The organism is Streptomyces sp. (genome assembly GCF_036524955.1).
GTDB lineage: Bacteria > Actinomycetota > Actinomycetes > Streptomycetales > Streptomycetaceae > Actinacidiphila.
Map to the genome: position 1 here is coordinate 1 of NZ_DATDBG010000169.1, position 23168 is coordinate 23168.

19 protein-coding genes and 1 riboswitch are annotated in these 23168 nt (G+C 73.0%); of the genes, 10 read left to right on the forward strand and 9 right to left on the reverse strand.

Annotated features, from left to right (window positions below):
• On the forward strand, nucleotides 1-503 hold a 503-nt coding region (locus VIW71_RS13455), incomplete at its 5' end, for a SecDF P1 head subdomain-containing protein (RefSeq protein ID WP_331622392.1).
• Between the two features lie 249 nt (nucleotides 504-752).
• On the opposite strand, the gene VIW71_RS13460 is transcribed toward VIW71_RS13455, so the two are convergent.
• Entirely contained in the window at nucleotides 753-1850 is a 1098-nt protein-coding gene (locus VIW71_RS13460; RefSeq protein ID WP_331622410.1) for a chemotaxis protein, read from the reverse strand.
• 471 nt (nucleotides 1851-2321) lie between these two features.
• Here VIW71_RS13460 and VIW71_RS13465 point away from each other — a divergent pair, with 471 nt between their 5' ends.
• Nucleotides 2322-3131: a putative protein N(5)-glutamine methyltransferase gene (locus VIW71_RS13465; RefSeq protein WP_331622393.1), complete on the forward strand. Its 810-nt coding sequence runs from the start codon at nucleotides 2322-2324 to the stop codon at nucleotides 3129-3131.
• Nucleotides 3132-3173: 42 nt separating this feature from the next.
• Here VIW71_RS13465 and VIW71_RS13470 read toward each other — a convergent pair whose 3' ends face one another.
• The 4 genes from VIW71_RS13470 to VIW71_RS13485 all read right to left on the reverse strand — a co-directional run bounded on the left by VIW71_RS13470 (nucleotide 3174) and on the right by VIW71_RS13485 (nucleotide 6375).
• Complete coding sequence (locus tag VIW71_RS13470; protein ID WP_331622411.1) at nucleotides 3174-4247, reverse strand: HoxN/HupN/NixA family nickel/cobalt transporter; 1074 nt, start codon at nucleotides 4245-4247, stop codon at nucleotides 3174-3176.
• A gap of 194 nt (nucleotides 4248-4441) precedes the next feature.
• On the reverse strand, nucleotides 4442-5227 hold the full coding sequence (locus VIW71_RS13475; protein WP_331622394.1) for a (2Fe-2S)-binding protein: 786 nt from the start codon (nucleotides 5225-5227) through the stop codon (nucleotides 4442-4444).
• Nucleotides 5224-6087: a CbtA family protein gene (locus VIW71_RS13480; protein ID WP_331622396.1), complete on the reverse strand. Its 864-nt coding sequence runs from the start codon at nucleotides 6085-6087 to the stop codon at nucleotides 5224-5226. The genes VIW71_RS13475 and VIW71_RS13480 overlap by 4 nt, the downstream gene beginning before the upstream one ends.
• Before the next feature lie 72 nt (nucleotides 6088-6159).
• Nucleotides 6160-6375 carry a CbtB domain-containing protein gene (locus VIW71_RS13485; RefSeq protein ID WP_414720744.1) on the reverse strand — a complete coding sequence of 72 codons (216 nt, stop codon included), beginning with the start codon at nucleotides 6373-6375 and terminating at the stop codon, nucleotides 6160-6162.
• A 36-nt stretch (nucleotides 6376-6411) separates the two neighbouring features.
• Nucleotides 6412-6535: riboswitch (cobalamin riboswitch) on the reverse strand.
• A gap of 59 nt (nucleotides 6536-6594) precedes the next feature.
• On the opposite strand from VIW71_RS13485, the gene cobF reads away from it, so the two are divergent.
• The 3 genes from cobF to VIW71_RS13500 all read left to right on the forward strand — a co-directional run bounded on the left by cobF (nucleotide 6595) and on the right by VIW71_RS13500 (nucleotide 8671).
• Nucleotides 6595-7365: a precorrin-6A synthase (deacetylating) gene (gene cobF, locus VIW71_RS13490; protein ID WP_331622398.1), complete on the forward strand. Its 771-nt coding sequence runs from the start codon at nucleotides 6595-6597 to the stop codon at nucleotides 7363-7365.
• A 181-nt stretch (nucleotides 7366-7546) separates the two neighbouring features.
• Entirely contained in the window at nucleotides 7547-8287 is a 741-nt protein-coding gene (locus VIW71_RS13495) for a cobalt-precorrin-6A reductase (protein WP_331622399.1), read from the forward strand.
• 135 nt (nucleotides 8288-8422) lie between these two features.
• A complete protein-coding gene (locus VIW71_RS13500; protein WP_331622401.1) occupies nucleotides 8423-8671 on the forward strand; it encodes a DUF6296 family protein in 249 nt (82 codons plus the stop codon).
• Nucleotides 8672-8737: 66 nt separating this feature from the next.
• Here the strand turns inward: VIW71_RS13500 and nhaA are convergent, their stop codons facing one another.
• Nucleotides 8738-10639: a Na+/H+ antiporter NhaA gene (gene nhaA, locus VIW71_RS13505; RefSeq protein ID WP_331622413.1), complete on the reverse strand. Its 1902-nt coding sequence runs from the start codon at nucleotides 10637-10639 to the stop codon at nucleotides 8738-8740.
• A 318-nt stretch (nucleotides 10640-10957) separates the two neighbouring features.
• On the opposite strand from nhaA, the gene VIW71_RS13510 reads away from it, so the two are divergent.
• Both VIW71_RS13510 and VIW71_RS13515 read left to right on the forward strand, forming a co-directional pair.
• Nucleotides 10958-11191, forward strand: coding sequence for a hypothetical protein (locus VIW71_RS13510; protein ID WP_331622402.1), 234 nt, complete (start codon nucleotides 10958-10960; stop codon nucleotides 11189-11191).
• Between the two features lie 24 nt (nucleotides 11192-11215).
• Nucleotides 11216-12448 carry a flotillin family protein gene (locus VIW71_RS13515; protein ID WP_331622403.1) on the forward strand — a complete coding sequence of 411 codons (1233 nt, stop codon included), beginning with the start codon at nucleotides 11216-11218 and terminating at the stop codon, nucleotides 12446-12448.
• Nucleotides 12449-12500: 52 nt separating this feature from the next.
• Here VIW71_RS13515 and VIW71_RS13520 read toward each other — a convergent pair whose 3' ends face one another.
• Complete coding sequence (locus tag VIW71_RS13520; RefSeq protein WP_331622404.1) at nucleotides 12501-13565, reverse strand: LacI family DNA-binding transcriptional regulator; 1065 nt, start codon at nucleotides 13563-13565, stop codon at nucleotides 12501-12503.
• Between the two features lie 697 nt (nucleotides 13566-14262).
• Between VIW71_RS13520 and VIW71_RS13525 the strand changes: the two genes are divergently transcribed.
• Complete coding sequence (locus VIW71_RS13525) at nucleotides 14263-15324, forward strand: ParB/RepB/Spo0J family partition protein (protein ID WP_331622405.1); 1062 nt, start codon at nucleotides 14263-14265, stop codon at nucleotides 15322-15324.
• A gap of 110 nt (nucleotides 15325-15434) precedes the next feature.
• Entirely contained in the window at nucleotides 15435-15647 is a 213-nt protein-coding gene (locus tag VIW71_RS13530) for an MbtH family protein (RefSeq protein WP_331622406.1), read from the forward strand.
• A gap of 147 nt (nucleotides 15648-15794) precedes the next feature.
• Here the strand turns inward: VIW71_RS13530 and ccrA are convergent, their stop codons facing one another.
• Complete coding sequence (ccrA, locus tag VIW71_RS13535; protein WP_331622407.1) at nucleotides 15795-17144, reverse strand: crotonyl-CoA carboxylase/reductase; 1350 nt, start codon at nucleotides 17142-17144, stop codon at nucleotides 15795-15797.
• A 764-nt stretch (nucleotides 17145-17908) separates the two neighbouring features.
• Complete coding sequence (locus VIW71_RS13540; RefSeq protein WP_331622408.1) at nucleotides 17909-18052, reverse strand: hypothetical protein; 144 nt, start codon at nucleotides 18050-18052, stop codon at nucleotides 17909-17911.
• A gap of 670 nt (nucleotides 18053-18722) precedes the next feature.
• Between VIW71_RS13540 and VIW71_RS13545 the strand changes: the two genes are divergently transcribed.
• The coding region (locus tag VIW71_RS13545; protein ID WP_331622409.1) for a beta-ketoacyl synthase N-terminal-like domain-containing protein at nucleotides 18723-23168 on the forward strand (4446 nt) is incomplete at its 3' end.

Sequence of the window (23168 nt, forward strand, 5' to 3'; positions counted from 1 at the left end):
AGCTCGCCTTCCGCCCGGTCCTGGACGGCGCGGCGACCGCCGGCCTCCAGCAGAAGTACACCGCGCTGAACTGCGGGCCCACCGGCGCGCCCCTCGCTTCCACGTCCGACGAGCCGACGGCCGCCTGCGACCGCAAGGCCCACCAGAAGTACCTGCTCGGCCCGGTCGCCCTCGACGGCTCCGATGTGAAGAGCGCGACGGCCGGACTGGACGCCAACGGCGGCGGCTGGATCGTGAACCTGGACTTCACCTCCGCGGGCAGCGTGAAATTCGCCCGCATCACCGGCACGCTGGCCGCGCAGGTCGCGCCGGCCAACCAGTTCGCGATCCTGGTCGACGGTGACGTCCTGTCCGCGCCCTCCGTCCAGCAGTCCATCACCGGCGGCAAGGCGCAGATCTCCGGCGGCTTCACCCGCGAGTCCGCGCGGAACCTCGCCACCCTGGTCACCACCGGTGCCCTGCCGGTCGAACTGACCGTCAGCGACATCACGCGCGTGTCCTAAGGGCCGGTCTGACACATGGCGCCGTCCGCCCGCGGAGCGGGGCTCGTGGTGTCCGGTGCGCGCGATCGCACGGCGGAGGGCCGTCCGCGCAGCGGGAGTAGCGGGAGTAGTGGGCGCACTGGGCCTGCTCCGACGATCCCGGCGACGCGGCGAGCACGCGTGCCGGGCGCCGCGGGGCAGGCGGGATGTGTCGGACAGACCCTGACGCGGTGCGGCGCCCGTACGCCGACCCCGGCCGGACCCGCGACGTCAGTAGCGCAGCACCGCCGCGATGCGACCGGAGTGCGCCAGTGCGCCGTCGGGCAGGAAGTGCACCCGGGCGCCGGTGTCCAGGGCCTGCTCGGCGATCTCGTCCACGATGTCCTCGCGGGCTCCGCGTTCGCCCGGCGCGGCGGGTACCAGATGGTCGCCGTCGTCGCGGACGGTGGCCCGGTAGTCGTCCTCGATGGCCACCAGGGCGACGCGGCCCTCGGAGACGGACTGCCACACCTCGTCCACGCCGCCCGCGAAGGACTTGCGGCCCCGGGCCTGGTCGAGACCGCGGAGCACCTCGGCGACCTGCTCCTCGTCCCGCCTCCGCGCCGCGTCCCGCAGCGCCCGCCGCAGCGCCTCGCCCGGCCCCTCCGCGAGACCGCCGTGCACGATCCGGGCGGCCGCCTCCCGTGCCACCGGACCCGCCTCGTCCAGTGCCGCCAGCGCCTCCGTGTCACCGACCACGTACAGCGGGCGCGGATCGGCGGCCAGTACGGAGTCGGTCGCCTCGGTGACCTCACGCAGGAAGCGGCGGGTCTCCTCGTCGTCGAAGATGCCCGGCGTGTCGCCGATGCGCTCCTGCCGCTCGGGGTCGAAGTCGATCCGCGGGCGCCGGACCGGGAAGGGGCCCGAGAGCCGCTGGGGCACGCGGCCCCGGCCGCCGCTCCACATGGTCGCGACGTCCCCGGACACCGCCAGCACCCAGAACGGCTGGCTGGCGGCGTGGGCCGCGACCAGGTTGCGGGTCAGGAAGGTCTGCGCGAGCAGGACGCGCGGCGGCACCGGCCGGTCGAGCGACCAGATGTGGTGCTCTCCGGGTGCGGCGAAGATCGCCAGCCCGTCCTCCGCGTAGACCAGGTCCACCTCGGCCCCGGCCTGGTCGAGCTGACCTATCACGTCGATCCGGTCGGAGCGGGAGACCTCGGGGTCGTGGTGGACGGCGTTCTTCGCCTCCTCCAGGAGGTTCCGCAGCCGGACGGAGTCCTCCGCGTGGTCCCGCTCCCGGCGGTGGGTGGGCAGCAGGACCGATACCGCGGGGTACTTGCGGGGGCGGCGCAGCTCGGCGAGCGCGGCGGGGGTCAACGGCTGGCGCATGGAGGGCATGAGCGGACCTTTCCGGCGACGTCAGGCCGGGCCGCGCGTACTTCGGCACGGCGAGCAGGAGGGCGCGGCGAACGACACGGCGGTCCCACGCAGCGACGCACGCTGGTGGACACCGCGCGTTCCACGCGGGCACCCCTTCGACCTCTCTCTTTCCCTTCCTGGATATATCAATGTATCGACTTCCGCAGCCGCAGAGCCGCCTCTCCCGCGCCGCGTCGGCTGCCCGGTACGGGCCCGGCGGACCTCGCCGATGGGATAGGTTGAGCGCGCACGCACACCCCGCGTACGGCCCGGAGGGCCGGCGCGCGAGCCGAGGAGGTGGGACCGATCACCGCCAGTACTGGACGGGCGCTCCCGCCGTACGGCCCCGCGGTCTGAGACGGCGTCCCACCCGGCGTCCGGCACGAGACACAGCCGCGTCGGGGCCGGGGAAGCAGCCCTCGTGTTCCCCGAAAGGCTCAGATGCCGGACTTCGCCACCCCCCTGCTCGAATCGACCGTCACCGCCACGCTCCGGGCCGCCGGCTGCGTCTTCGCCGAGGACGAGGCGCACCTGCTGATCTCCGCCGCCCGCACCCCGGACGACCTCGCCGCCATGGTGGAGCGGCGCACCGCCGGGTTCCCGCTGGAGCACGTCGTCGGCTGGGCCGCGTTCTGCTCCTTGCGGATCGCCGTGGACCCCGGCGTCTTCGTGCCCCGTCGCCGTACCGAGTTCCTGGTCCGGCGGGCCGTCGCCCATGCCGCCCGCACCGGCGGCCCCGGCACCGTCGTGGTCGACCTGTGCTGCGGTTCCGGCGCGGTCGGTGCCGCGCTCGCCGCGGCGCTCCCCGGGACGCGGCTGTACGCCGCCGACATCGACCCGGCCGCGGTGCGGTGCGCCCGCCGCAACGTCGCGCCGTTCGGCGGGCAGGTGTACCAGGGTGACCTGTTCGCGCCGCTGCCCGCCGACCTGCGCGGCCGGGTCGGGCTCCTCGCCGCCAACGTGCCCTACGTACCCACCGAGTCCGTCGGCCTGCTGCCGCCGGAGGCCCGAGACCACGAGGCGCGCGTCGCGCTCGACGGCGGACCCGACGGGCTCGACGTGCTGCGCCGGGTGGCCGCCGAGGCCGCCGGGTGGCTCGCGCCCGGCGGCGCCCTGCTGTTCGAGACCGGCCAGCGGCAGGCGCGGACCGCGGTCGGGATCGTCCGCGACGGCGGCCTCCGGCCGCGGGTCGCCACGGACGAGGAGTCGTACGCGACGGTCGTGACGGGCGTCAGGCCGCCGACCGTATGACGGCGGGGGCCGTCCTCCCCTGTGGGACGGCCCCCCTGCCGGTCAGTCCGCCTTCTGCTCGGCGGGCCGCAGCCCGGCCGACCACTTCTCCTCGATGTTGCCGAACTTCCAGACCGCCACGGCGACCGCCCACGTGCCGAAGAACAGTCCCACGATCAGGTAGCCGACGATGTTGAGGTCGAGGCCGCCGGCCCAGTCCCAGAAGGCGCCGTGCAGCCCCGCCTTCTCGGCGACCAGGCCGAGGAGTTCCACGGTGCCGATGATCAGCGCCACGGCGACCGACAGGCCGGTGATGGTCAGGTTGTAGTAGACCTTGCGGACCGGCTTGGAGAACGCCCACTCGTAGGCGAAGTTCATGAACGAGCCGTCGATCGTGTCCAGCAGCGACATCCCCGCCGCGAAGAGCACCGGCAGGCACAGGATCGCGTACCACGGCAGCCCGGAGGCGGCCCCGGAACCGGCCAGTACCAGCAGCGCGATCTCGGTGGCGGTGTCGAAGCCGAGGCCGAACAGCAGGCCGAGCGGGTACATCTGCCACGGCTTGGTGATCGACTTCATCACCCGGCCGAGCAGGCGGTTCATGAAGCCGCGGTTGTTGAGCTGCTCCTCCAGTGCGGCCTCGTCGAAGTGGCCCTGGCGCATCCGCCGGAAGACCTTCCAGATCCCGGCCAGGACCAGCAGGTTGATGAAGGCGATGAGGTAGAGGAACGTGCCCGACACGGTGGTGCCGACCCATCCCGTGACGTCGTGCAGCGTGGAGTTGTCGTCGGCCACCGGGTCCGCCAGCGCCCGCACCCCGAGCGACAGCAGGAAGGCGAGCGCGAAGACGACGCTGGAGTGGCCGAGCGAGAACCAGAACCCGACCGACAGCGGGCGCTTGCCCTCGCTCATCAGCTTCCGCGTCGTGTTGTCGATCGCGGCGATGTGGTCGGCGTCGAAGGCGTGCCGCATGCCGAGCGTGTACGCGGTCACGCCGATGCCTATGCCGAAGGACTTCGTGCCGAGGCTGTAGTGCTGCGGGGCGACGATCAGCACCAGCGTCAGCCAGCCGATCACGTGCAACGCCACGACGAAGGCGCCCATCCCGGCCAGCCGCCCCCACTCCGCCCTGGTCATCGAGTCGGAGATCCGTCGCCAGCGGGACCCGGCGACGGCGACCGCGGTCTCGGTGGTGGTGGTCATACGTTCGTCCTCCGTCAGGGGCGTGAGCGCCTAAGTGCGGCAGATTACTAGTTGCAATCTACTCGCAATAAGTCCGCGCCCCCACCCCCGGCCCGCCGGCCTGTTGTCACGTCCGACGGAGCACGCAGTCATCGCCGGAGCACGCAGTCACCGCACAGCGCACCCGCGCGGCCGGGCGCCGCCCGGTAGATCAGGCAGCACGAGCGCCGCTGGAACGCCCCGGTGGACGTACGGGTGGCGGTACCGCGCAGCGGTGGCCGGTCCAGCACGAGCGCGGCGACGGTACGGGCCCGTGCGGCCCGGTCGGGACGGGCGGCGGCGATCATGCCCGCGGCGCCGTTCACCGCCGAGGCGACGTTGCCCCACGCGATGCGCGGGGAGACCCGCAGCGCCGCGAACTCCTCGCCCAGTTCCCGTACCGGGCCGTCGCAGACCTCGCGGGTGAGGGCGTCGGCGAGCTCGTCGGGCCCGCTGCCCGCGTCATCGGTCCCGGCGATCGCCGGCCTCGCCGGCAGCGACAGGGGGTACGGGCCGCCCAGCGCCGGCTGCCAGCGCAGAGCCGCGAGCCGCAGCCCGTACGGGACCTCGCCGTACAGCACGGCGAGGGCGAGACACGGCGAGACCAGCCGGGCGACCACCCCCAGATGCGCCACCGAGGCGGCCACCCGCGCTTCCACGTCCCGCGGGGGCCGCCCGCCGCCCGAGGCGAGCGCGCCGCGGACGGCGGCCACCCGCTCGCGCAGCACGGAGGGATCGGTGCGCAGTTCCGCCATCGACCGCCAGGGAGGCGCGGCCGGCCGGCCCGCGTCATGCGTCCGCACGGCGAAGAACGGACCGAGGGCCGCCAGGCCCGACTGCCACGCGGCCGGTGCGCAACCGCCCCCGCCGGAACCGTCGGTGGCGGAACCGGTCACGCCCCGACCGGACCGACCCGTGTGGCCGCCCCTGTGGCACCGGCCCGCTGCCCGAGCGCCCGCTCGGCCAGCGGCGCGAAGACCAGGCCGAGCACCGACCACAGCAGGAGCTGCGCGGCCACGGAGTAGACGCGGAAGGAGAACAGCACGTCCGCGGGGAACCCGGGATACACGATCCTGCCCCCGTCGTCGGTGAGGGGCAGCGGCGTCTCGGTGGTGTGCCGGCCGAAGTGTTCCTTGTTGTAAGCCAGTTGCCCGACCGCCGGCAGCAGCGCCATGACCACGCCGACGGCCACCACGAACGCCCCGGCGGCCAGCAGCGTCGCGTTCCAGTTCCCGAACCGGGACCTGAGCCGCTGCCCGAGCCACACCGCCAGCCCCAGGAAGAGCAGCGAGCACACCACCATGATCAGATACAGCCCGGTGCGGGCCCCGATGGTGTCCTCGTGCCCGATCGCCGGGGGACTGGCCGGGTACTTCAGGAACGGCACCAGGTACAGGCCCAGGAAACCGCCGCCGGCGACCAGCAGCGCCAGGCTGCGGGGCCGCAGACCGCCGACCCGGCCCAGGTACACCGCGTAGACGACGGCGAACATCGCGCCCATCGCCGTGCCGAACAACACCAGCCCGACGCCCAGGCCCGCATCGGCCTGCACACTGCGGCTGAACAGTTCGGCACCCGCCGCCTCCGCGGGCAGCCCGGCGGCCTTGTCGAGCGCCGCCTGTGCCGCGTCCCGCCCGCTCTCGTAGCCGATCGCCCTCGATATCTGCGGTTCCGCGAAGATCCGCGCGAAGACGAATGCGAGAAAGCCGGCCACGGCGCCGGCCAGGACGCCGCGCAGAATGAGTCGCTTTTCCATGTCGAAATGTCTGCCGATCCGTCAGTTCGATCAGTCAGTAAGGTCTGTCAGCTCGTTCGCGTCGGACCGTACTCAGTGACAGGGAAAACCGAGGAAGTGCCGGGCGTCGTGGGTGAACTCGTGGATGTGCATGTCCTTGCCGAACACCGAGACGGCGCCCTGGTCGACACCGATGAAGTAGTAGACGGCGAACGCCAGGATCGCGGTGCCGACCAGCCACAACACCGCCTTGGACACCGGCAGGACGACAGGCGTGGCGGAACCGGCGGAAGTGGACACGGTGCTCACGGATGGGCCTCCTTCAGGGATTCAGCGTCCCTCGGTCAATGGGGCGTCGTGACGGCGGAGTATCTGACTGGCCGGTCACCTTGCGGGTGACCGGATTCACAGTGGCGCGACCGTGCCGGATTTCCACCGGCTTCCTCACACCGTCACAGGGGCCAAAGGTACGGTCCCGCGAACAGCCGCGTCAATGCGTCGCACGTGTCCTGTGCCAGACTCCGGTCCGTGAAACAGATCCACGTCATCGGCATCGGCCCGGGCGACCCGGACCAGTTGACCCTCCAGGCGGTACGGGCGCTGGGCCGCACGGACGTGTTCTTCCTGCTGGACAAGGGCGAGGAGAAGGCGGACCTGACGGCCCTGCGCGAGCTCATCCTGCGGCGGTACGCCGGCCCGGCCCACCGGGTGGTCGTCGCCCGCGACCCGGACCGCGACCGAACCGCCCCGACCGCGGCGTACGCGCCGGCCGTCGGTGACTGGCGCCGCCAACGCGCCGACGTCTACCAGCGGCTGATCGCCGGGGAACTGGCGGACGGCGAGTGCGGCGCCTTCCTCGTCTGGGGCGACCCCGCGCTCTACGACAGCACGCTCGGCATCCTGGAGGAGGTGCACGCCCGCGGCGCCGACGACTTCGAGTGGACCGTCGTCCCGGGCGTGAGCAGCGTCTCCACGCTCGCCGCCCGCCACCGCACCGGGCTCAACCAGGTCGGCCGCCCGGTCCAGATCACCACCGGACGACGCCTCGCCGACGGCGGTCTCCCGGACGGCGTGGACGACGTCGTCGTCATGCTCGACGCCCATCAGGCCTTCGCCGGACTCACCGACCCCGGCCTCCACATCTTCTGGGGCGCCTACCTCGGCACCCCCGACGAGATCCTGATCTCCGGCCCCCTCCCGGACGTCGCCGACCGCATCCGCACCACCCGCGCCGAGGCCCGGCGGCGCAAGGGCTGGATCATGGACACGTACCTGCTCCGCAGGGCCGGCGGGTCCTGATGCGGCGGGTGCCGAGGCCGCGGGCGGCGCCGCGGCCCGCGCTGACGGGGCACGCTCCGGTCCGCGCTCTTCCGGAGCGCCGACCCGCCACGGTGGCCCGCCGGCGCGCGGCGGGCGCGGTGCGGGCCGCGCCGGAGGGGGCGGTTCGGATGCGGCGGCCGGGCGGTTCGCGGTGGCTGCGATGCGGCGGGTGCTGATCCTCGGGGGGACGGGGGAGGGGCGCCTGCTGGCGGAGCTGCTGAGCGGGGATCCCGGGCTGGAGGTGACCAGTTCGCTGGCCGGGCGGGTGACCGAGCCGCGGCCCGCGGCCGGGCGCAGTCGTATCGGAGGTTTCGGGGGAGCGGCGGGGCTCGCCGGGTGGCTTCGCCGGGAGCGTACCGACGCGGTGGTCGACGCGACGCACCCGTTCGCGGCGGCGATCACCCGGAACGCGGTGGCGGCCACCGCGGCGGCGGGAATCCCGCTGCTGGTGCTGCGGCGGCCCGGCTGGGCGGCCGGGCCCGGCGACCGCTGGCTGTGGGCGGACAGCCTGGCGGGCGCGGCGGCGCTGCTGCCCGCGCTCGGGCGGCGGGTGTTCCTGACCACGGGCCGGGGGGACCTCGCCGCGTTCGCCGCCCTGGAGGGGATCTTCTTCCTGATCCGCTCGGTCGACCCGCCCGGGCCCCCGCTGCCCGCGTGTCACCGGCTGCTCCTCGCCCGCGGCCCGTTCACGCCGGACGCCGAGTGCGCCCTGCTGCACGAGCACCGCATCGACCTCCTGGTCACCAAGGACAGCGGCGGCACCGCCACCTCCGCCAAGCTCACCGCCGCCCGCGAGGCGGGCCTGCCCGTCCTCGTCGTCCGCCGCCCGCCGCCGCCCGCCGGCGTACCGCTCGTCGCGGACCCCGCGGCTGCCGCGGCGTGGCTGCGCCGGCTGCCGTAGCCGGCTGCCGCAGCCGGTCGCGGTCCGTCACCGGGCCCGTGCCGGACGGACCGCTCACCCGGGGAGGCGGGCGGCCGCGCCGCGAGGGATGATGGGAAGACGTATGGTCCTTTTCGCCCTGCCCGGGAGGCATCCATGGACGACCCGGAGAGCACGGAGTACCCCGAGAACTACGAACTGGTCTTCCAGGCACCCGCCGTCGAGGACGACGTCGTCGTCGTCCACCGCACGGAACAGTCCGGAGCGGGCGGCTACCCGATCTACGAGGACGAGACCGGGATCGTCCGCGCGGAGATCAGCGCGGACGGCGAGGTCCGCATGATGGCCAGCGGCGGCCACCAGGCCCCCGACGTACCCCTGGCGGTACGGTCAGTGCAGCACTGAGACGGACACGTCCGTTCCCGCCAGCACCCGAACGCCGACAGAACCGGACGGCCGCGAGCCCCGGGCTCACCGGCCGCTACGGTCGCGTCCGCGCTCCACCAGCAGCGCCCGGTCGCGCGCCGCCAGCACCGCCGCGGACAGCCCATGGATGTCGTACGCCCCGTGGTGGCGGCGCCCGTTGACGAAGAACGTGGGCGTGCCCGACACCCCGCTCAGGGCCGCCGACTCCATGTCCCGCGCGATCCGCTGCGCGCCCCCGCGGGCGCGCAGCGCCTGCTGGAAGATCTCCACGTCGAGGCCGATCGCCTGCGCGTGCTCCAGCAGATCCCTGATCTTCAGCTCCTCCTGACGGTCCATCAGCCGGTCGTGCATCTCCCAGAACCGGCCCTGCGCCGCGGCGGCCTCCGCCGCCTCGGCGGCCATCTGGGCGTGCGGGTGCACGTCGGCCAGCGGCAGATGGCGCCACACGTACCGCACATCACCGAAGTCCGCGAGCAGTTCGCGGACCACGTCCTCCGCCTGCCCGCAGTACGGGCACTCGAAGTCGCCGTACTCGACGACCGTGACCGGCGCGTCCAGCGGCCCCCGTACGTGGTCGCGGGCCGGGTCCACCGGTTCGGCGAGGTCCACCAGGGACTTCGCGGTGCCGAGCAGCGCCCGCGCCCGCCGCTCCTCGGGCAGCCGCGCGGTCACCAGGGCCACCACCGTCGTGGCGAGCATCGCGAACACCACCGCGCTGAGCACCCCGATCTTCGCCTGTTCCAGCTCCCGCCCGTCGAAGGCCAGCGTCGCGATCAGCAGCGACACGGTGAAGCCGATGCCCGCGATGGTGCCGCCGCCGAGCACCGCGGCCCAGCCCACCGGAGGCCGCATCCGGCCCCGGCTGAACCGGGTGGCCAGCGCCGACGCGCCGACGATCCCGACCGGCTTGCCCACTCCGTAGCCGAGCAGGATGCCCAGCGTGATCGGCGAGGTGAACGCGTCCGACAGCAGCGCGCCGTCGATCTGGATACCCGCGTTGGCCAGCGCGAACAGCGGCACGATCACATAGCTGCTCCACGGGTGCCAGATCCGCTGCAACCGGTCGTTGGGGGAGACCGCCAGGGTGATGCCCAGCCGCGCCTCCCGCTCCAGTTCGGCCGTCGGCTGTTCGCGGAAGGAGCGGAACAGTCCGGTGGCGCGCTCCAGCGCGTCGCGGGGGGCCGGGTACGCGTACGACAGCAGGCCCAGCACCAGGCCGACCACCAGCGGGTCGACCCCGGAGTCCAGCAGGGCCACCCACGCCGCGATGCCCAGCACCGCGTACGCCAGGCCCCTGCGCACCCCGGCCCGCCGGACCGCCAGCACGACCAGCAGAATCCCGACGCCCACCAGCAGCGGGGTCCACGAGATGTGGTCGCTGTACGCCACCGCGATCACCGCGAGCGCCACGAAGTCGTCCACCACCGCGACGGTGAGGATGAAGGTGTGCAGGCGCCGCGGGAAGCGCGAGCCGAGCAGCGCCAGCATGCCCAGCGCGAACGCGGTGTCGGTGGACATCGCCGTGCCCCACCCGTGCATCGACGGGCGGCCGGCGTTCACCGCGAGGTAGATCGCGACCGGCACCACCATGCCGGCGATCCCGGCCACCATCGGCAGCGGGATACGGCGCCGGTCCCGCAACTCGCCCAGGTCGAACTCGCGGCGCGCCTCCAGGCCGACCACCAGGAAGAACAGCGTCATCAGCCCGCTGTTCACCCACTCGCGCAGGTCCAGGTCCACACTCCAGGCGCCCAGCCGCACCGACAGATGCGTCGCCCACGCCGTCTCGTAGCTGCCCGGCGCGGCGTTCACCCAGATCAGCGCCGCGACCGCGGCGGCCAGCAGCACCGCGGCGCTGCCCGTCTCGGTACGGATGTACGCCCACGCGGACGCCGCCGTCGTACGGTCGCGATCGGTCCCGTCGGACGCCCTGCGGATCAAGGGCATCGTCAAGCCCCGGAACATCCAGCCTCCCACCACTACGTTTCCTGCCCTCACCCTGGCACGAGCCCACCGGGGACGGCTCGCCGAACCGGTGGGCGGACACGGTCCAGGGGTCCGGGTGCCGCAGGAACACGAACCGCGGACGGTGTTGCGGGCATTCCGGCAGATCACGATCGGGAGGGATATGTCATACGGTACGACGACCGAATGCGCGGTCACGGCACCTGGGCACCTCCCGGGGCCGTCCGGCGCGGCATCCCGGGTGGGAGGATGGTCTCGGCCGGAGAAAACCAGAACCACGACGACGAGGGGCGGCCGTTGATGGCACGGGACGATGCCGTGATCGGCTGCACGGGGGAACTGCTCATCGCCACACGCGGAACGGCCGGGCCCGGCGAGGTACTGGTGCGCGTCAGGGGCGGCACCGAGACGTTTCTCGCCTGGTCCGACGAACCCCTGGCCAGGGGGACCACGGTCCTGGTGGTGGACTCCCGCGGCACTCGCCAGGTGGACGTCATCGAGTGGGCCGACCCGCTCGACGCCCCGGCCGGCTGAGCCGCGCATGTGAAGGAGACGAAGATGTTCGGTTACCGCGTGCCCGCGCCCGACGAGGCGATGCTGATCTCGGGCAGTCGGCGAGGGCTGGGAGGTGCGCCGTTCCGCGTCGTGACCGGCCACGGCACGTTCGTACTGCCGATCTTCCGCAAGACCCGGTTCCTGACCCTTGCCATGTGCGAGGCGGAGGTCGCCGAGAAGTGCGTGACCCGGCAGGGCATCGCGCTGACGGTCAAGGCCGTCATCGCGTTCAAGGTCGGCAACGACCACGAGAGCATCGTCAACGCCGGGCAGCGCTTCCTGTCCGACCAGGACCAGATGTCGGTGCTCACCGGCCGTATCTTCGCCGGCCACCTGCGGGCCATCATCGGCTCGATGACGGTGGAGGAGATCGTCACCGAACGGCAGAAGCTCGCCTCCGAGGTGCTGGAGACCTCCAAGTCGGAGATGGCCAAGATCGGGCTGAGCGTCGACTCGCTGCAGATCCAGTCCATCGACGACGGCGACACCGGGTACATCGAGGCGATGTCCCGGCCGCACAAGGCGGCCATCCAGCGGCAGGCGCAGATCGCCCAGGCCCAGGCCACCCAGGCGTCCGCCGAGGCGCAGCAGGCCGCGGCCCGCAAGCAGGCGGAGTACGCCCGGCACACCGCGATCGTGCAGGCCGAGTACAACGCCGAGGTGGACCGGGCCCAGGCGAAGGCCGCGCAGGCCGGACCGCTGGCGCTGGCGCACGCCCAGCAGGAGGTGCTCGCCGCCCAGACCGAACTGGCGCTGCGCGCCGCCGCACTGCGCCAGCAGCAGCTCGTCGCCGAGATCGTCAAGCCCGCCGAGGCGGAGGCCGCACGCATCCGGGTGCTGGCCGCCGCCGAGGCGGAGCGGATGCGGGTCCAGGCCGCAGCCGCCGCCTCGCACGACCGGGTCGCCCTCGACCGGCTGCTCATCGACCAGCTCCCGCAGATCGTCAAGGAGGCCGCGGGCGGCCTGTCCGGCGCCAACGTCAACGTCCTCAACGGCGCGGACGGCCTCGGCGAGATCGCCGCCGGCCTGGTCGGCCAGGGCCTGACCATCCTCGACTCGGTCCGCAAGAACCTCGGCGCCCCCGGCGCCCACGCCGACGGCTCCGGCAGCAGAGGACTGCGCGGCTATGCCGCCCCGGCCGACTCCCGCGACGGCACCCCGGGACGCGACGTCGCCACAGCGGACGCCAAGCCCGACGCCGGGCCCTCCTCAGACGGCCCGGCCGACCGCGCGTGATCCTCCGCGCGGGCGCTCGTCGGCCCGCCCCGGACACGCTACGCGCGTCGACCTACCGTTCCGGGCCCGTGCCCGACCGGTCCGGCGGACCGGCCCTGGCGCTGTCGCGGACGACGAGCGAGGGCGCGAGGAGCACACCCGGCTCCTCCGGGACCTGCTCGCGCAGTCGCGCGACGAGGAGCCGTATCATCGCCCGCCCGATGTCCTGGAACGGTGGGCCGACGCTGGTGAGGGCGGGGGTGATGAGGGAGGCCGTGGGGCAGTCGCCGAAACCGACCACCGCCAGGTCGCGGCCGACCTCCAGCCCGAGGTGCCGCGCCGCCGCGTAACAGCCCAGTGCGAAGGCGTCGCTGGCGGCCACCACGGCGGTCGGCACGGGCGTGCGGCTGAGCAGGCGCAGGGCGCCGCGGGTGCTCTCCCACGGGGTGTCCAGCGCGTGGTCGCAGGCGTCGGTGCCGAGCCCGTGCCCGCGCATCGCCCGCCGCCAGCCGGTCAGCCGCGGCTCGTCCTGGCCGGACGTGCCCGGCCACCCGATGAAACCGATCGTCCGGTGCCCGGCGGCGACCAGGTGGTCGACGGCAGCCGCCGTACCCGCCGCCGCGTCCACCGCGACCCACAGGTCGTCCGGCCCGGTGGTCGGCGGTCGCCCGTAGCACACGAACGGGGTCTGACGCCGTTTGAGCCACGGGGGCCGGGGGTCGTCGGGACCGACCCCGGACAGCACGAAACCGTCGACGGTGCCGGTACGCAGCATGTCGGCGTAGCGCGCCAGCTCGTCCCCGGTCCGCCCGCGGCAGAACAGCAGCAGCAGGTAGCCCTCGGCCTCGGCGGCCGAGGTGAGGGAGTACAGGAAGCGGTCCTGGGAGACGCCGACCGGGCCGAATTCCTCGGGGTCCAGCCGGTATCCGATCTGCCGGGTGTCCTGGGTGCGCAGCGAGCGCGCCATCCGGTTGGGGACGTAGCCGAGCCGTTCGACGACGGCCAGCACGCGGGCCAGGGTGTCCGGGTGCAGGCGCCGGGGCGCGTTGAGGGCGTTCGAGACGGTCTGCCGCGAGACCCCGGCGGCCTGTGCCACGTCGATGATGGTCGGGCCGTGACGACCCCGGTGCGTGGTCATGACGCCTCGCTGGACTCGGAAGGCGATCAGGTTATCCGAGCGCGGCCTGTGCGTGAACGGTGGAGGTCAGAGGGCACTACCGGCAGTTCTGCCGGTGGCCGGAGGAGCGGGCCGGGCCAGATCGCCGGGCCGGGCCTCTGGCGCCGGGGCGGCTCATTCCTTATACCTATGCGGTGGTGGCCGGGCTCCATGTCTCTCCCTCTTCGGGAGAACGGGATTCCGGACTCCGGCGCGGGCCCGGCAGGTGTTCTTGACACTCGCCTCGGCCCCTCGCTATCAAGCCGTGTGAACGTTCATATCCGGGCCCGGTCCCTGGGGAGGTGCTGCACGTGAGCGGCGAGTCCGAGCGACGCACCGAGTGCTCCGACACCGGCCGTCGCGGTCGCCCGTCGATGAGGTGACCGCCGCCCGGGGCACCCGGTCGCGTCCGCTCCGTACGGCCGTGGGACCACCTGTCGTCCGCACGTCCGGCGGCCGGACGCACGCCCCGGGGAGCAGCGGGATTCCCGGGATCCTCGTCCCGCACCGCGGCGGCCCCGCCGGGTGGCCGCCGCGGTGCGGATCCCTCCACGCGCCGGACACGTAGGAGGTTGGTGAGCTCAGCCGAAGCCACACGTTTCTCTGCCGGTCACGAGCGGTCGCTCACGAGGCGACAGCCGCTCGCTGAAGAGCTGAAGAGCTGAAGAGGAAGGACTCCGTGTCCCAATTACTGGTCTGTGACGAGCCGAAGACTCCCGTCGGCGAGCAACGCATCTGCAGCCGAACACAGTTGACGCCGATCAGCGCCATCCTGCCGTCCGACACCCCGCGTCTGGAGGGCGAGGTCGAGGAACACGCGATCACCCTCGCCGAATCGGAGGCGGCGCTGCCTCCCATCGTCGTCCACCGGGACACGATGCGGGTGGTGGACGGCATGCACCGGCTGCGGGCGGCCATGCTGCGCGGTGACGAGCACATCGAGGTCCACTTCGTGGAGGGGACCGCGGAGGACGTCTTCGTGCTGGCCGTGAAGCTCAACGCCGAGCACGGGATGCCCTTGTCGCGGCAGGACCGGGTCGCCGCCGCCGCGCGCATCGTACGAAGCCACCCGCACTGGTCCGATCGCCGCATCGCCGGGGTCACCGGCCTGTCCCCGGGCGTGGTGGGCTCGCTGCGCGGCCGGGCCGACGACGAGGCGGTGGCGCAACTGACCCTCAGAACAGGGCGGGACGGGCGCAACCGCCCGGTCAACGGCGCCGCCGGCCGCATCGCCGCCAGCCGGGTCATCGCCGAGACGCCGGACGCCTCACTGCGGGAGATCGCGAGCAGGGCGGGGGTTGCTCTCGCGACCGCACGGGACGTGCGCCAGCGGATGAGGCTGGGGCAGGACCCGGTCCCGCCCAAGCTCCGCCCCGCCGAAAGCGGTGACCCGGCCTCCTACGAGGCCGAGTCCCGGGCACCGGAGCAGCCCGCGGTCGGCACCCCGCCGGTCCTGTGCGAAAGCGTGCTCTCCAGCATGCGCAGGGACCCGAGCCTGCGCATGTCGCAGACCGGCCGGACCCTGCTGCAGTTACTCGGCAGCCATCTGCTGACGCAGGAGCAGCGGCAGGACCTGATTGCGGGGATCCCGGCGCACCGTGCCGCCGACGTGGCACGGGTGGCCAGGATCTGCGCCGACCGCTGGCTGCAGTTCGCCAGCGACGTCGAGGGACAGAGCACCCCGGGCGAGACCGGCGCGCGGGAGTCCCGTCGCGTATCCCCGCTGCCGTCGAACACATAGTGTGACGACGCGCGTAGACCGCTCCTCGACCACTGTCTGCCGCGCACGGCCCGCTCACCGTCGAGGGGCGCCGTCCGCCGGACAACACATCGCACGCAAGGGAGTCACTGGTGGTCAATCCGTTCGATGATCCACAGGCCGGCTTTTCGGTACTCGTCAACGCCGAGGGCCAGCACTCGTTGTGGCCGGACTTCGTCCCGGTACCGGCCGGCTGGGAGGTGATTCACGGTCCGGCGGCGCGGCAGGAGTGCGTCGAGTTCGTTGAGCGATCGTGGACCGACATGCGTCCTCGGACCCTGACCGAGGCGTTCGGCAGCAACTGAGCCCGGTCGCGCAGGCAGCCGGGTCGGCGGGTGGCGCGCCCGCCGACCTTTCCGCTGCTCGTCCGCCCGGCCTGTCCCGCCGGCTTTCCCGCCGGCCTTTCTGCCGGTTCTCCGCAGTCGGCCGGAGTCCGCTCCGGTGCGGCCAGGTCAGTCGGCCGCCGCCCCGGCGTCCACCCGGAACCTGTTGATCGCCGCGGCGTGCCGGGCCCGCATCTGCGGGTCACGGACCCCCAGCCCCTGGGTCGGGGCCAGGCACAGTACGCCGACCTTGCCCTGGTGCCGGTTGTGGTGCACGTCGTGGACGGCCTGGCCGGTCTCCGCCAGCGGGCGCACCGCCGAAAGGGTGGGATGGATCCGACCCTTGGCGATGAGGCGGTTCGCCTCCCAGGACTCCCGGTAGTTGGCGAAGTGGGTGCCGATGATCCGCTTGAGGTTCATCCACAGGTAGCGGTTGTCGAAGGTGTGCTCGTAACCCGAGGTGGACGCGCAGCTCACGATGGTGCCGCCGCGGCGCGCCACGTACACGCTGGCCCCGAAGGTCTCCCGGCCCGGGTGCTCGAAGACGATGTCCGGGTCGTCACCGCCGGTGAGCTCCCTGATCCTCGCACCGAACCGCCGCCATTCGCGCGGGTCCTGCGTCCGCTCGTCCTTCCAGAAGCGGTAGCCCTCGGCGGCCCGGTCGATCACCAGCTCCGCGCCCATGCGACGGCACACCTCCGCCTTCTCCGGGCTGGACACCACGCACACCGGGGTCGCCCCGCCGTTCAGCACGAGTTGCGTGGCGTACGAGCCGAGGCCGCCGGACGCGCCCCAGATCAGCACGGTGTCGCCCTGCTTGAGACGGGCGCCGTTGGGGGAGACGAGCTGCCGGTAGGCGGTGGAGTTCACCAGGCCGGAGGCGGCGGCCTCCTCCCAGGTGAGGTGGTCCGGCTTCGGCATGAGCTGATTGGCCTTGACCAGAGCCAGTTCTGCCAGGCCGCCGAAGTTGGTCTCGAAGCCCCAGATCCGCTGCTCGGGATCGAGCATGGTGTCCCCGTGCCCGTCGGGGTGGTGCAGCTCCACCGACAGGCAGTGCGCGACCACCTCGTCGCCGGGGCGCCAGGCGACCACGCCCTCGCCGGCGCGCAGCACCACACCGGCCAGGTCGGAGCCGAGCACGTGGTACGGCAGGTCGTGCCGGGCGGCCTGCGGGGAGGTCTTGCCGTAGCGGGACAGGAAGCCGAAGGTCGGCAGCGGCTCGAAGATCGAGGACCACACGGTGTTGTGGTTGATTCCGCTGGCCATCACCGCGACCAGCACCTCACCCGCGGCCGGCTCGGGCGTGGCCACCTCGTCCAGGTGCAGGGACCGGCGCGGGTCCTTCTCCCGGCTTGGCAGCCCCTCGAACATCGCCGTCTCGTCGGCGTGCAGGGTGACACCCCGGTAGAACTCGGGCACCGGGAGGCTTCCCACCTCACCCGGCTCGCCCGCAAGGATCGCATCGAGGATCTTCTGCATGTGTCTCCGGCCCTCTTTTCGGCTTGGTCGTGCACAAAACGGGACACTGGTAATGCGGGTTTCCCATGGGAGAAATACGATCGAGTCGCTCCGGGATGTCCGTTTCGCCATCGCCTTGCCGGATTGTGGGGGCAAGTGCGTGATTCATGCTGGCACCCGGCCGACAGCACAGTCCAGCCACCCCGGCCCGGGCCGGGTATGTCAAAGGGTGTTCAAGGACGGCCCGGAGGTGTTCAACTGTCCTGGTCGGTCAGTTGAACACCTCCGGCACCCCCGGCGTCGGCCCGCCGATGCCTCCGCACCGTGATGGACGCGGAATTCTTGACTATCGTCCGATGTGTTCCGGTTGTGGAACGCAAAGCCTCTGGCAGTGGAAGTCCGACGGTTTTGCGACGCACGGAACGGACGCGGGCGGGTCGGGCGCATCACCTTTCGGGAGGGTGCTGGAATGGTCGAATTCCGCGTGAATCGCCGGTGGCGGAACTCCGACTGGACGACCGCGTCCGGCACTTCTTCCACTTCCTCGGCCTGGACGAGGCCGACCGGTCGCCCAAGTGCGCCGCAGGCCGCGAACTCCGCGTCCGGCCTTTCGCCCGCCAGTGTTTCGTCACCACCATGCCGTTGCGACCCCGGGCGCTTCCCGCGGATGCCCAACGGCTCGCGCTCCGCCGTCCTCCGCCCGGCCGAACGCCCTGGATCAGCCAGGTCCGCACCGCCGCCCACGGCGACCTGACCGGCGGCCTGTCCATCGACCGCACCTGCCGTCACGGCCCGCTCATCAGCCAGGCCATGGGCGCGCGGTCCGGGCCCGGCCGCCCGGCGACCAGGCCCGGGATCGGCAACGGCGTGGCCGCCAGCCTGTCCAACGCCGCCGTCGCGCCGCTGGAGCCGACCGGGATCTCCTTCATCCGGTGCGCCGTCGGGCAGTCGGGCGAGCGCTACCCCGACGCCTCCTGGAATCCGCGGCTGCCGGCGCACGTCGACCGCCCGGCGCACCGCGTCGTCGAGGGGGCCCGGGGGCTCCTCCCTCCGGCATCAACGACCGACGCCGGGCGGCTGTTGCGTTGCCGGCCCGCCTCGGTGCGGCCCGGCCCCCTGGGCGCGCCTGCGGAGATGCGGCGGCCCCCCTGGTCGGCCTGCGAGGTCTCTCGGACGACCGTCGCGGGCGACCACGCGGCCGCCTTCGGCGGGTCCGGCGCGTGGCCGGCCGGCCCGGAATCCGCTGCTCCGCGGCGTACGGCCCGAGCCCTCCGGCCGGTGAATACCCGTCAGTGGGCGCCCGCCCTCCGTTCCTTGACGGGCCGCAGGGCTTCGTGGATGCTGACTTGCGAATGGCGGGAAACGTTCGGGAAATTCCGACAGGTGTGCCGATCGGATTTCCTTCATCCCCCGGTGAATCGTCGGTCAAGCGATTCTTCCGGCCTATGACAGCCGATTTTTCAAGCGATGTACGTGAACGGTTTTCGGTGATCTGTGCCATGGGCCGGGTGTCGTCGGAAATACGGTGGAATCGCCACGAAATGTGCCGGTTCCACCGGGCGCGCGCGCGTAGGTGTCGAGTACTGAGAGGACGGTCGGATGCAGGGCCGCGATTCCGAATCGCTTGTCGACCATTTCCGTGCGGTCTTCGGCGAGAGCCCGGAGCAACAGATCTTCCGGTTCCTGGTGGACGGCGAAGGCGAGCCGCACGGCATGACCAACGCCGTGTTCGACCTGCGGGCCCGCACGATCGCCGCGGCGCTGCGGGAACGCTTCCCCGCCGGGGAACGGGCACTGATCATGTGCCCGGCCGGACTGGACTACGTGACCTCCTTCTTCGCCTGCCTGTACGCCGGCCTCATCGCCGTGCCCGTGTACCCGCCGGACCCGGCCTTCCTGATGCGCACCCTGCCGCGGCTGATCGGCGTCATCGAGGACGCCCAGCCCGCGGTGATCCTCGCGCCGAGCGGGACCGTCGCCCTGGCCGACCGCTTCGCCGAGCACGCCCCGGCGCTGCGGGACCTGGCCTGGCTTGCCGTCGACGACCTCGACACCGCGGCCGCCGACGGCTGGCGTGAACCCGGCACCGGCCGCGACGACCTCGCGTTCCTGCAGTACACCTCCGGCTCCACCGGCCGCCCCAAGGGCGTGATGGTCAGCCACGGCAACCTGATGCACAACATCGGGTCGATATCCCGCCAGCTCTACCGAGGCGACCCCGACCAGCACATGGTGACCTGGCTGCCGCCCTTCCACGACATGGGCCTGATCTTCGGCCTGCTCACCCCCGCCCACGACGGGTTCCCGGTCACCTTCATGTCGCCGTTCTCGTTCCTGAAACGGCCGCTGCGCTGGCTGCGGGCCATCTCCGACACCGGCGCCACCACCAGCACCGCCCCCAACTTCGCCTACGACCTCGCGGTGGCCAAGGTCACCGAGCAGGACCGGCAGACCCTGGACCTGAGCAACTGGCGGATCGCCGTCAACGGCGCGGAGCCGATCCGGATGCAGACGCTGGAGCGCTTCTCCCGCGCCTTCGCCGAATGCGGCTTCCGGCACAGCGCCCACGCCCCCTCCTACGGGCTGGCCGAGGGCACCCTGATGGTCTCCACCAGTGACCTCGCCGCCGAACCCGGCGCAGACCTCGTCCACCGCGACCTGCGGGCCGAAGGGCTCCTCACGGGCGCCGCCGAGGACGCGGGCCCCCGCGAGGCGGTGCGCACCGTGCTCAGCTGCGGCGTCTCCCCGAGTGACCAGCGGGTCGTCGCCGTGGACCCGCAGACCCGCGCCGCCCTGCCCGACGGCCGGGTCGGCGAGCTGTGGGTCGCGGGACCGAGCGTCGCGCACGGCTACTGGCGCCGCCCCGAGGCCACCGAGGAGACCTTCCAGGCCCACCTCGACACCCGTGAAGGACCGTTCCTGCGCACCGGCGACCTCGGCTTCACCGACGGCGACCAGATCTACGTCACCGGCCGCATCAAGGACGTCATCATCGTCGCGGGCCGCAACCACTACCCCCACGACATCGAACGCACCGTCGAGAACGTCGACCCGCGCCTGCGGCGGGACTGCGGTGTGGCCGGCGCCCGCGAGATCGACGGCGAGGAACGCCTCGTCGTCGTCCAGGAGTACCGCGGCAGCCGCTCGCCGGAGGAACGCGCCCGGGTCATCGCCGCCATCCGCGCCGAGATCGCCCGCGAACACGGCCTGCAGGCGTACGTCGTCGCCCTTGCCCGCGCCGGGACGGTGCCGAAGACCTCCAGCGGCAAGCTCCAGCGCGCGGCCTGCCTCGACGCCCTCCTGGCGGGCACCATGGAACCGCTGGCGCTGTGGCGGGCGGACGAGGCGGATGCCGACGCCGGCCCGGCGCAGCGGGACACGCCCGCCACACCCGGCACGTCCCGGTCCGCCACGCGGACCGGCGCGCGGGACGCCGCATCGCCGCCTCCCGCGCCGGGCGCGGCCGAGATCGAGCAGTTGCTGCGCGAGGCGCTGGCCGCCGCGACCGGCGGGCGGGCCGACGCCGTCGACCCGGAGCTGCCGTTCGCCGGGTACGGGCTGCGGTCCGTGGAGATGGTCACAATGGTCGGCGACCTCGAACGCCGCCTGGGCGTGCCGCTGGAACCCACGGTCGTCTGGGAGCACCCCACCGCCGCCAAGCTCGCCCGGCACCTGGCCGGGCAGTCCGCCGCGCCCGGAGCGGGCAGGCCCGCCGGCGAGCCCGTCACCTCCCTCGCGGCCCCCGCGCTGGCCGTATCACCCGCGGCCGCCGAGCGCGGACCCGCCGCGGCCGAGCCGATCGCCATCATCGGCATCGGCTGCCGCTTCCCCGGCGGCGTCGACGGCCCCGACAGCTTCTGGCGGCTGCTGAGCGAGGGCCGCGACGCGGTGACCGAGGTGCCCGCCGAGCGCTGGGACACCGCGGAGTACAGCTCCGACGACCCGCAGGAGCCCGGGCGCACCAACAGCCGGTGGGGCGGATTCCTCGACGGCGTCGACCGCTTCGACGCGGCCTTCTTCGGCATCGCGCCGCAGGAAGCCGCGCGCATGGACCCCCAGCAGCGCCTGCTGGCCGAAGTCGCCTTCGAGGCGCTGGAGAACGCCGGGATGCCCACCGACCGGCTGGCCGGCTCACCCACCGGTGTGTTCGTCGGCATCTCCACCTTCGACTACGCCACCGACCAACTGCGCGACCTCGACGCCATCGACGCCTACACCGGCACCGGCAGCGCCCTGAGCATCGCCGCCAACCGCCTGTCGTACCTGCTGGACCTGCGCGGCCCCAGCCTGGCTGTGGACACCGCCTGCTCCTCCTCGCTCGTCGCGGTCCTCCAGGCGTGCGTGAGCCTGGAGCGGGGCGACTGCGACCTGGCCCTGGCGGGTGGCGTCAACCTTGTGCTCTCCCCGGCCACCGCCATCAACTTCAGCAAGGCCGGAGCGATGTCCGCCGACGGCCGCTGCAAGCCGTTCGACTCCAGGGCCGACGGATACGTGCGCTCCGAGGGCGTCGGAGTCGTCGTACTCAAGCCGCTCAGCCGCGCACTGGCCGACGGCGACCCCGTCCACGCCGTGATCCGCGGCGGCGCCGTCAACCAGGACGGCGCGAGCAACGGCCTGATGGCGCCCAACCCGCAGGCCCAGGAAGCGGTGCTGCGCGCCGCCCACCGCAAAGCCGGCGTGCGGGCCGCGGACATCGGGTACGTCGAGGCACACGGCACCGGCACGATCCTCGGCGACCCGATCGAGGCCAAGGCGCTCGGAGCCGTCCTCGGTGACGGCCGCGACCCTGCCCAGCCGTGCCTGATCGGCTCGGTGAAGTCCAATCTGGGACACATGGAGGCCGCCGCGGGCATCGGCGGCCTGATCAAGACCGCGCTGGTGGTCCGCCACCGCACCGTGCCCGCGACCGTGCACTATCGGGAGCCGAACCCGCACATCGCCTTCGACGACCTCCCAGTGCGGGTCGCCGACACCCTCCAGCCGTGGCCGGCCGGTGCGGACGTCCCCGCCCTGGCCGGCGTCAGCTCCTTCGGTTTCGGCGGCACCAACGCCCACCTGGTGCTGGAACAGCCGCCCGCCGTCACCCCCCAGGCCCGGCTGGACACCCCGGACGGCGCCGTCGTGCTGACCGTCTCCGCCCGCGACGAACAGGCCCTGCGCGACCTCGCCTCGGCCTATGCCGACAAGCTCGCCGCGCCCGGCCCGGCTCTGGCCGAATTCGCCGCCGCCGCGGCGGTCCGCCGCACCCACCACGAGCACCGACTGGCCTGCACCGGCTCCTCGGCGGACGAACTGCGCACCGCGCTCGCCGCGTTCGGCCGCGGCGAGGAGGCGGCCGGCCTGTCCTCCGGCGTCCGGCGGGTGGGCTGGCGCCCCAAGCCGGTGTTCGTCTTCTCCGGACAGGGCCCGCGCTGGTGGCCGCTGGCCGGTGACCTGCTCGACGGGGAGCCGGTGTTCCGCGCGGTCGTCGAACGCTGCGACGCCCTGCTGCGCCGCCACACCGACTGGTCCCTGCTCGACCAGCTCACCGCCGACACCGGCCGGTCCCGGCTGCTGGACACCGCGGTCGGCCAGCCCGCCCTGGCCGCCGTGCAGATCGCGCTGGCCACCTTGTGGCGTTCCTGGGGCATCGAGCCGGCCGCGGTCGTCGGACACAGCGTCGGCGAGATCGCCGCCGCCCACGTCGCCGGCGTGCTCACCCTGGACGACGCCGCCGCGCTGGTCACCGCCCGCGCCCGGCTGATGGCGGCCCTGCCGGAAGGCGGGGCGATGGTCGCGATCGCCGCACCCGAGGACGAGGTCGCGCCGTTACTGACCTCCGGCGTCGACATCGCCGCCGTCAACGGGCAGCAGGCTCTCGTGGTGTCCGGCGTCGAGGCCGAGGTGCAGGCCGTGGCCGCCGCCCTTGCCGCACGCGGCCGCCGAACCAGCAGGCTGGCGGTGTCGCACGCCTTCCACTCGGTGTTGATGGATCCGATGCTCGACGACTTCGCGGCGGCCATCGCCGTCGCCCCCCGACCGGCGGTGGTGCCGATCGTGTCGGGC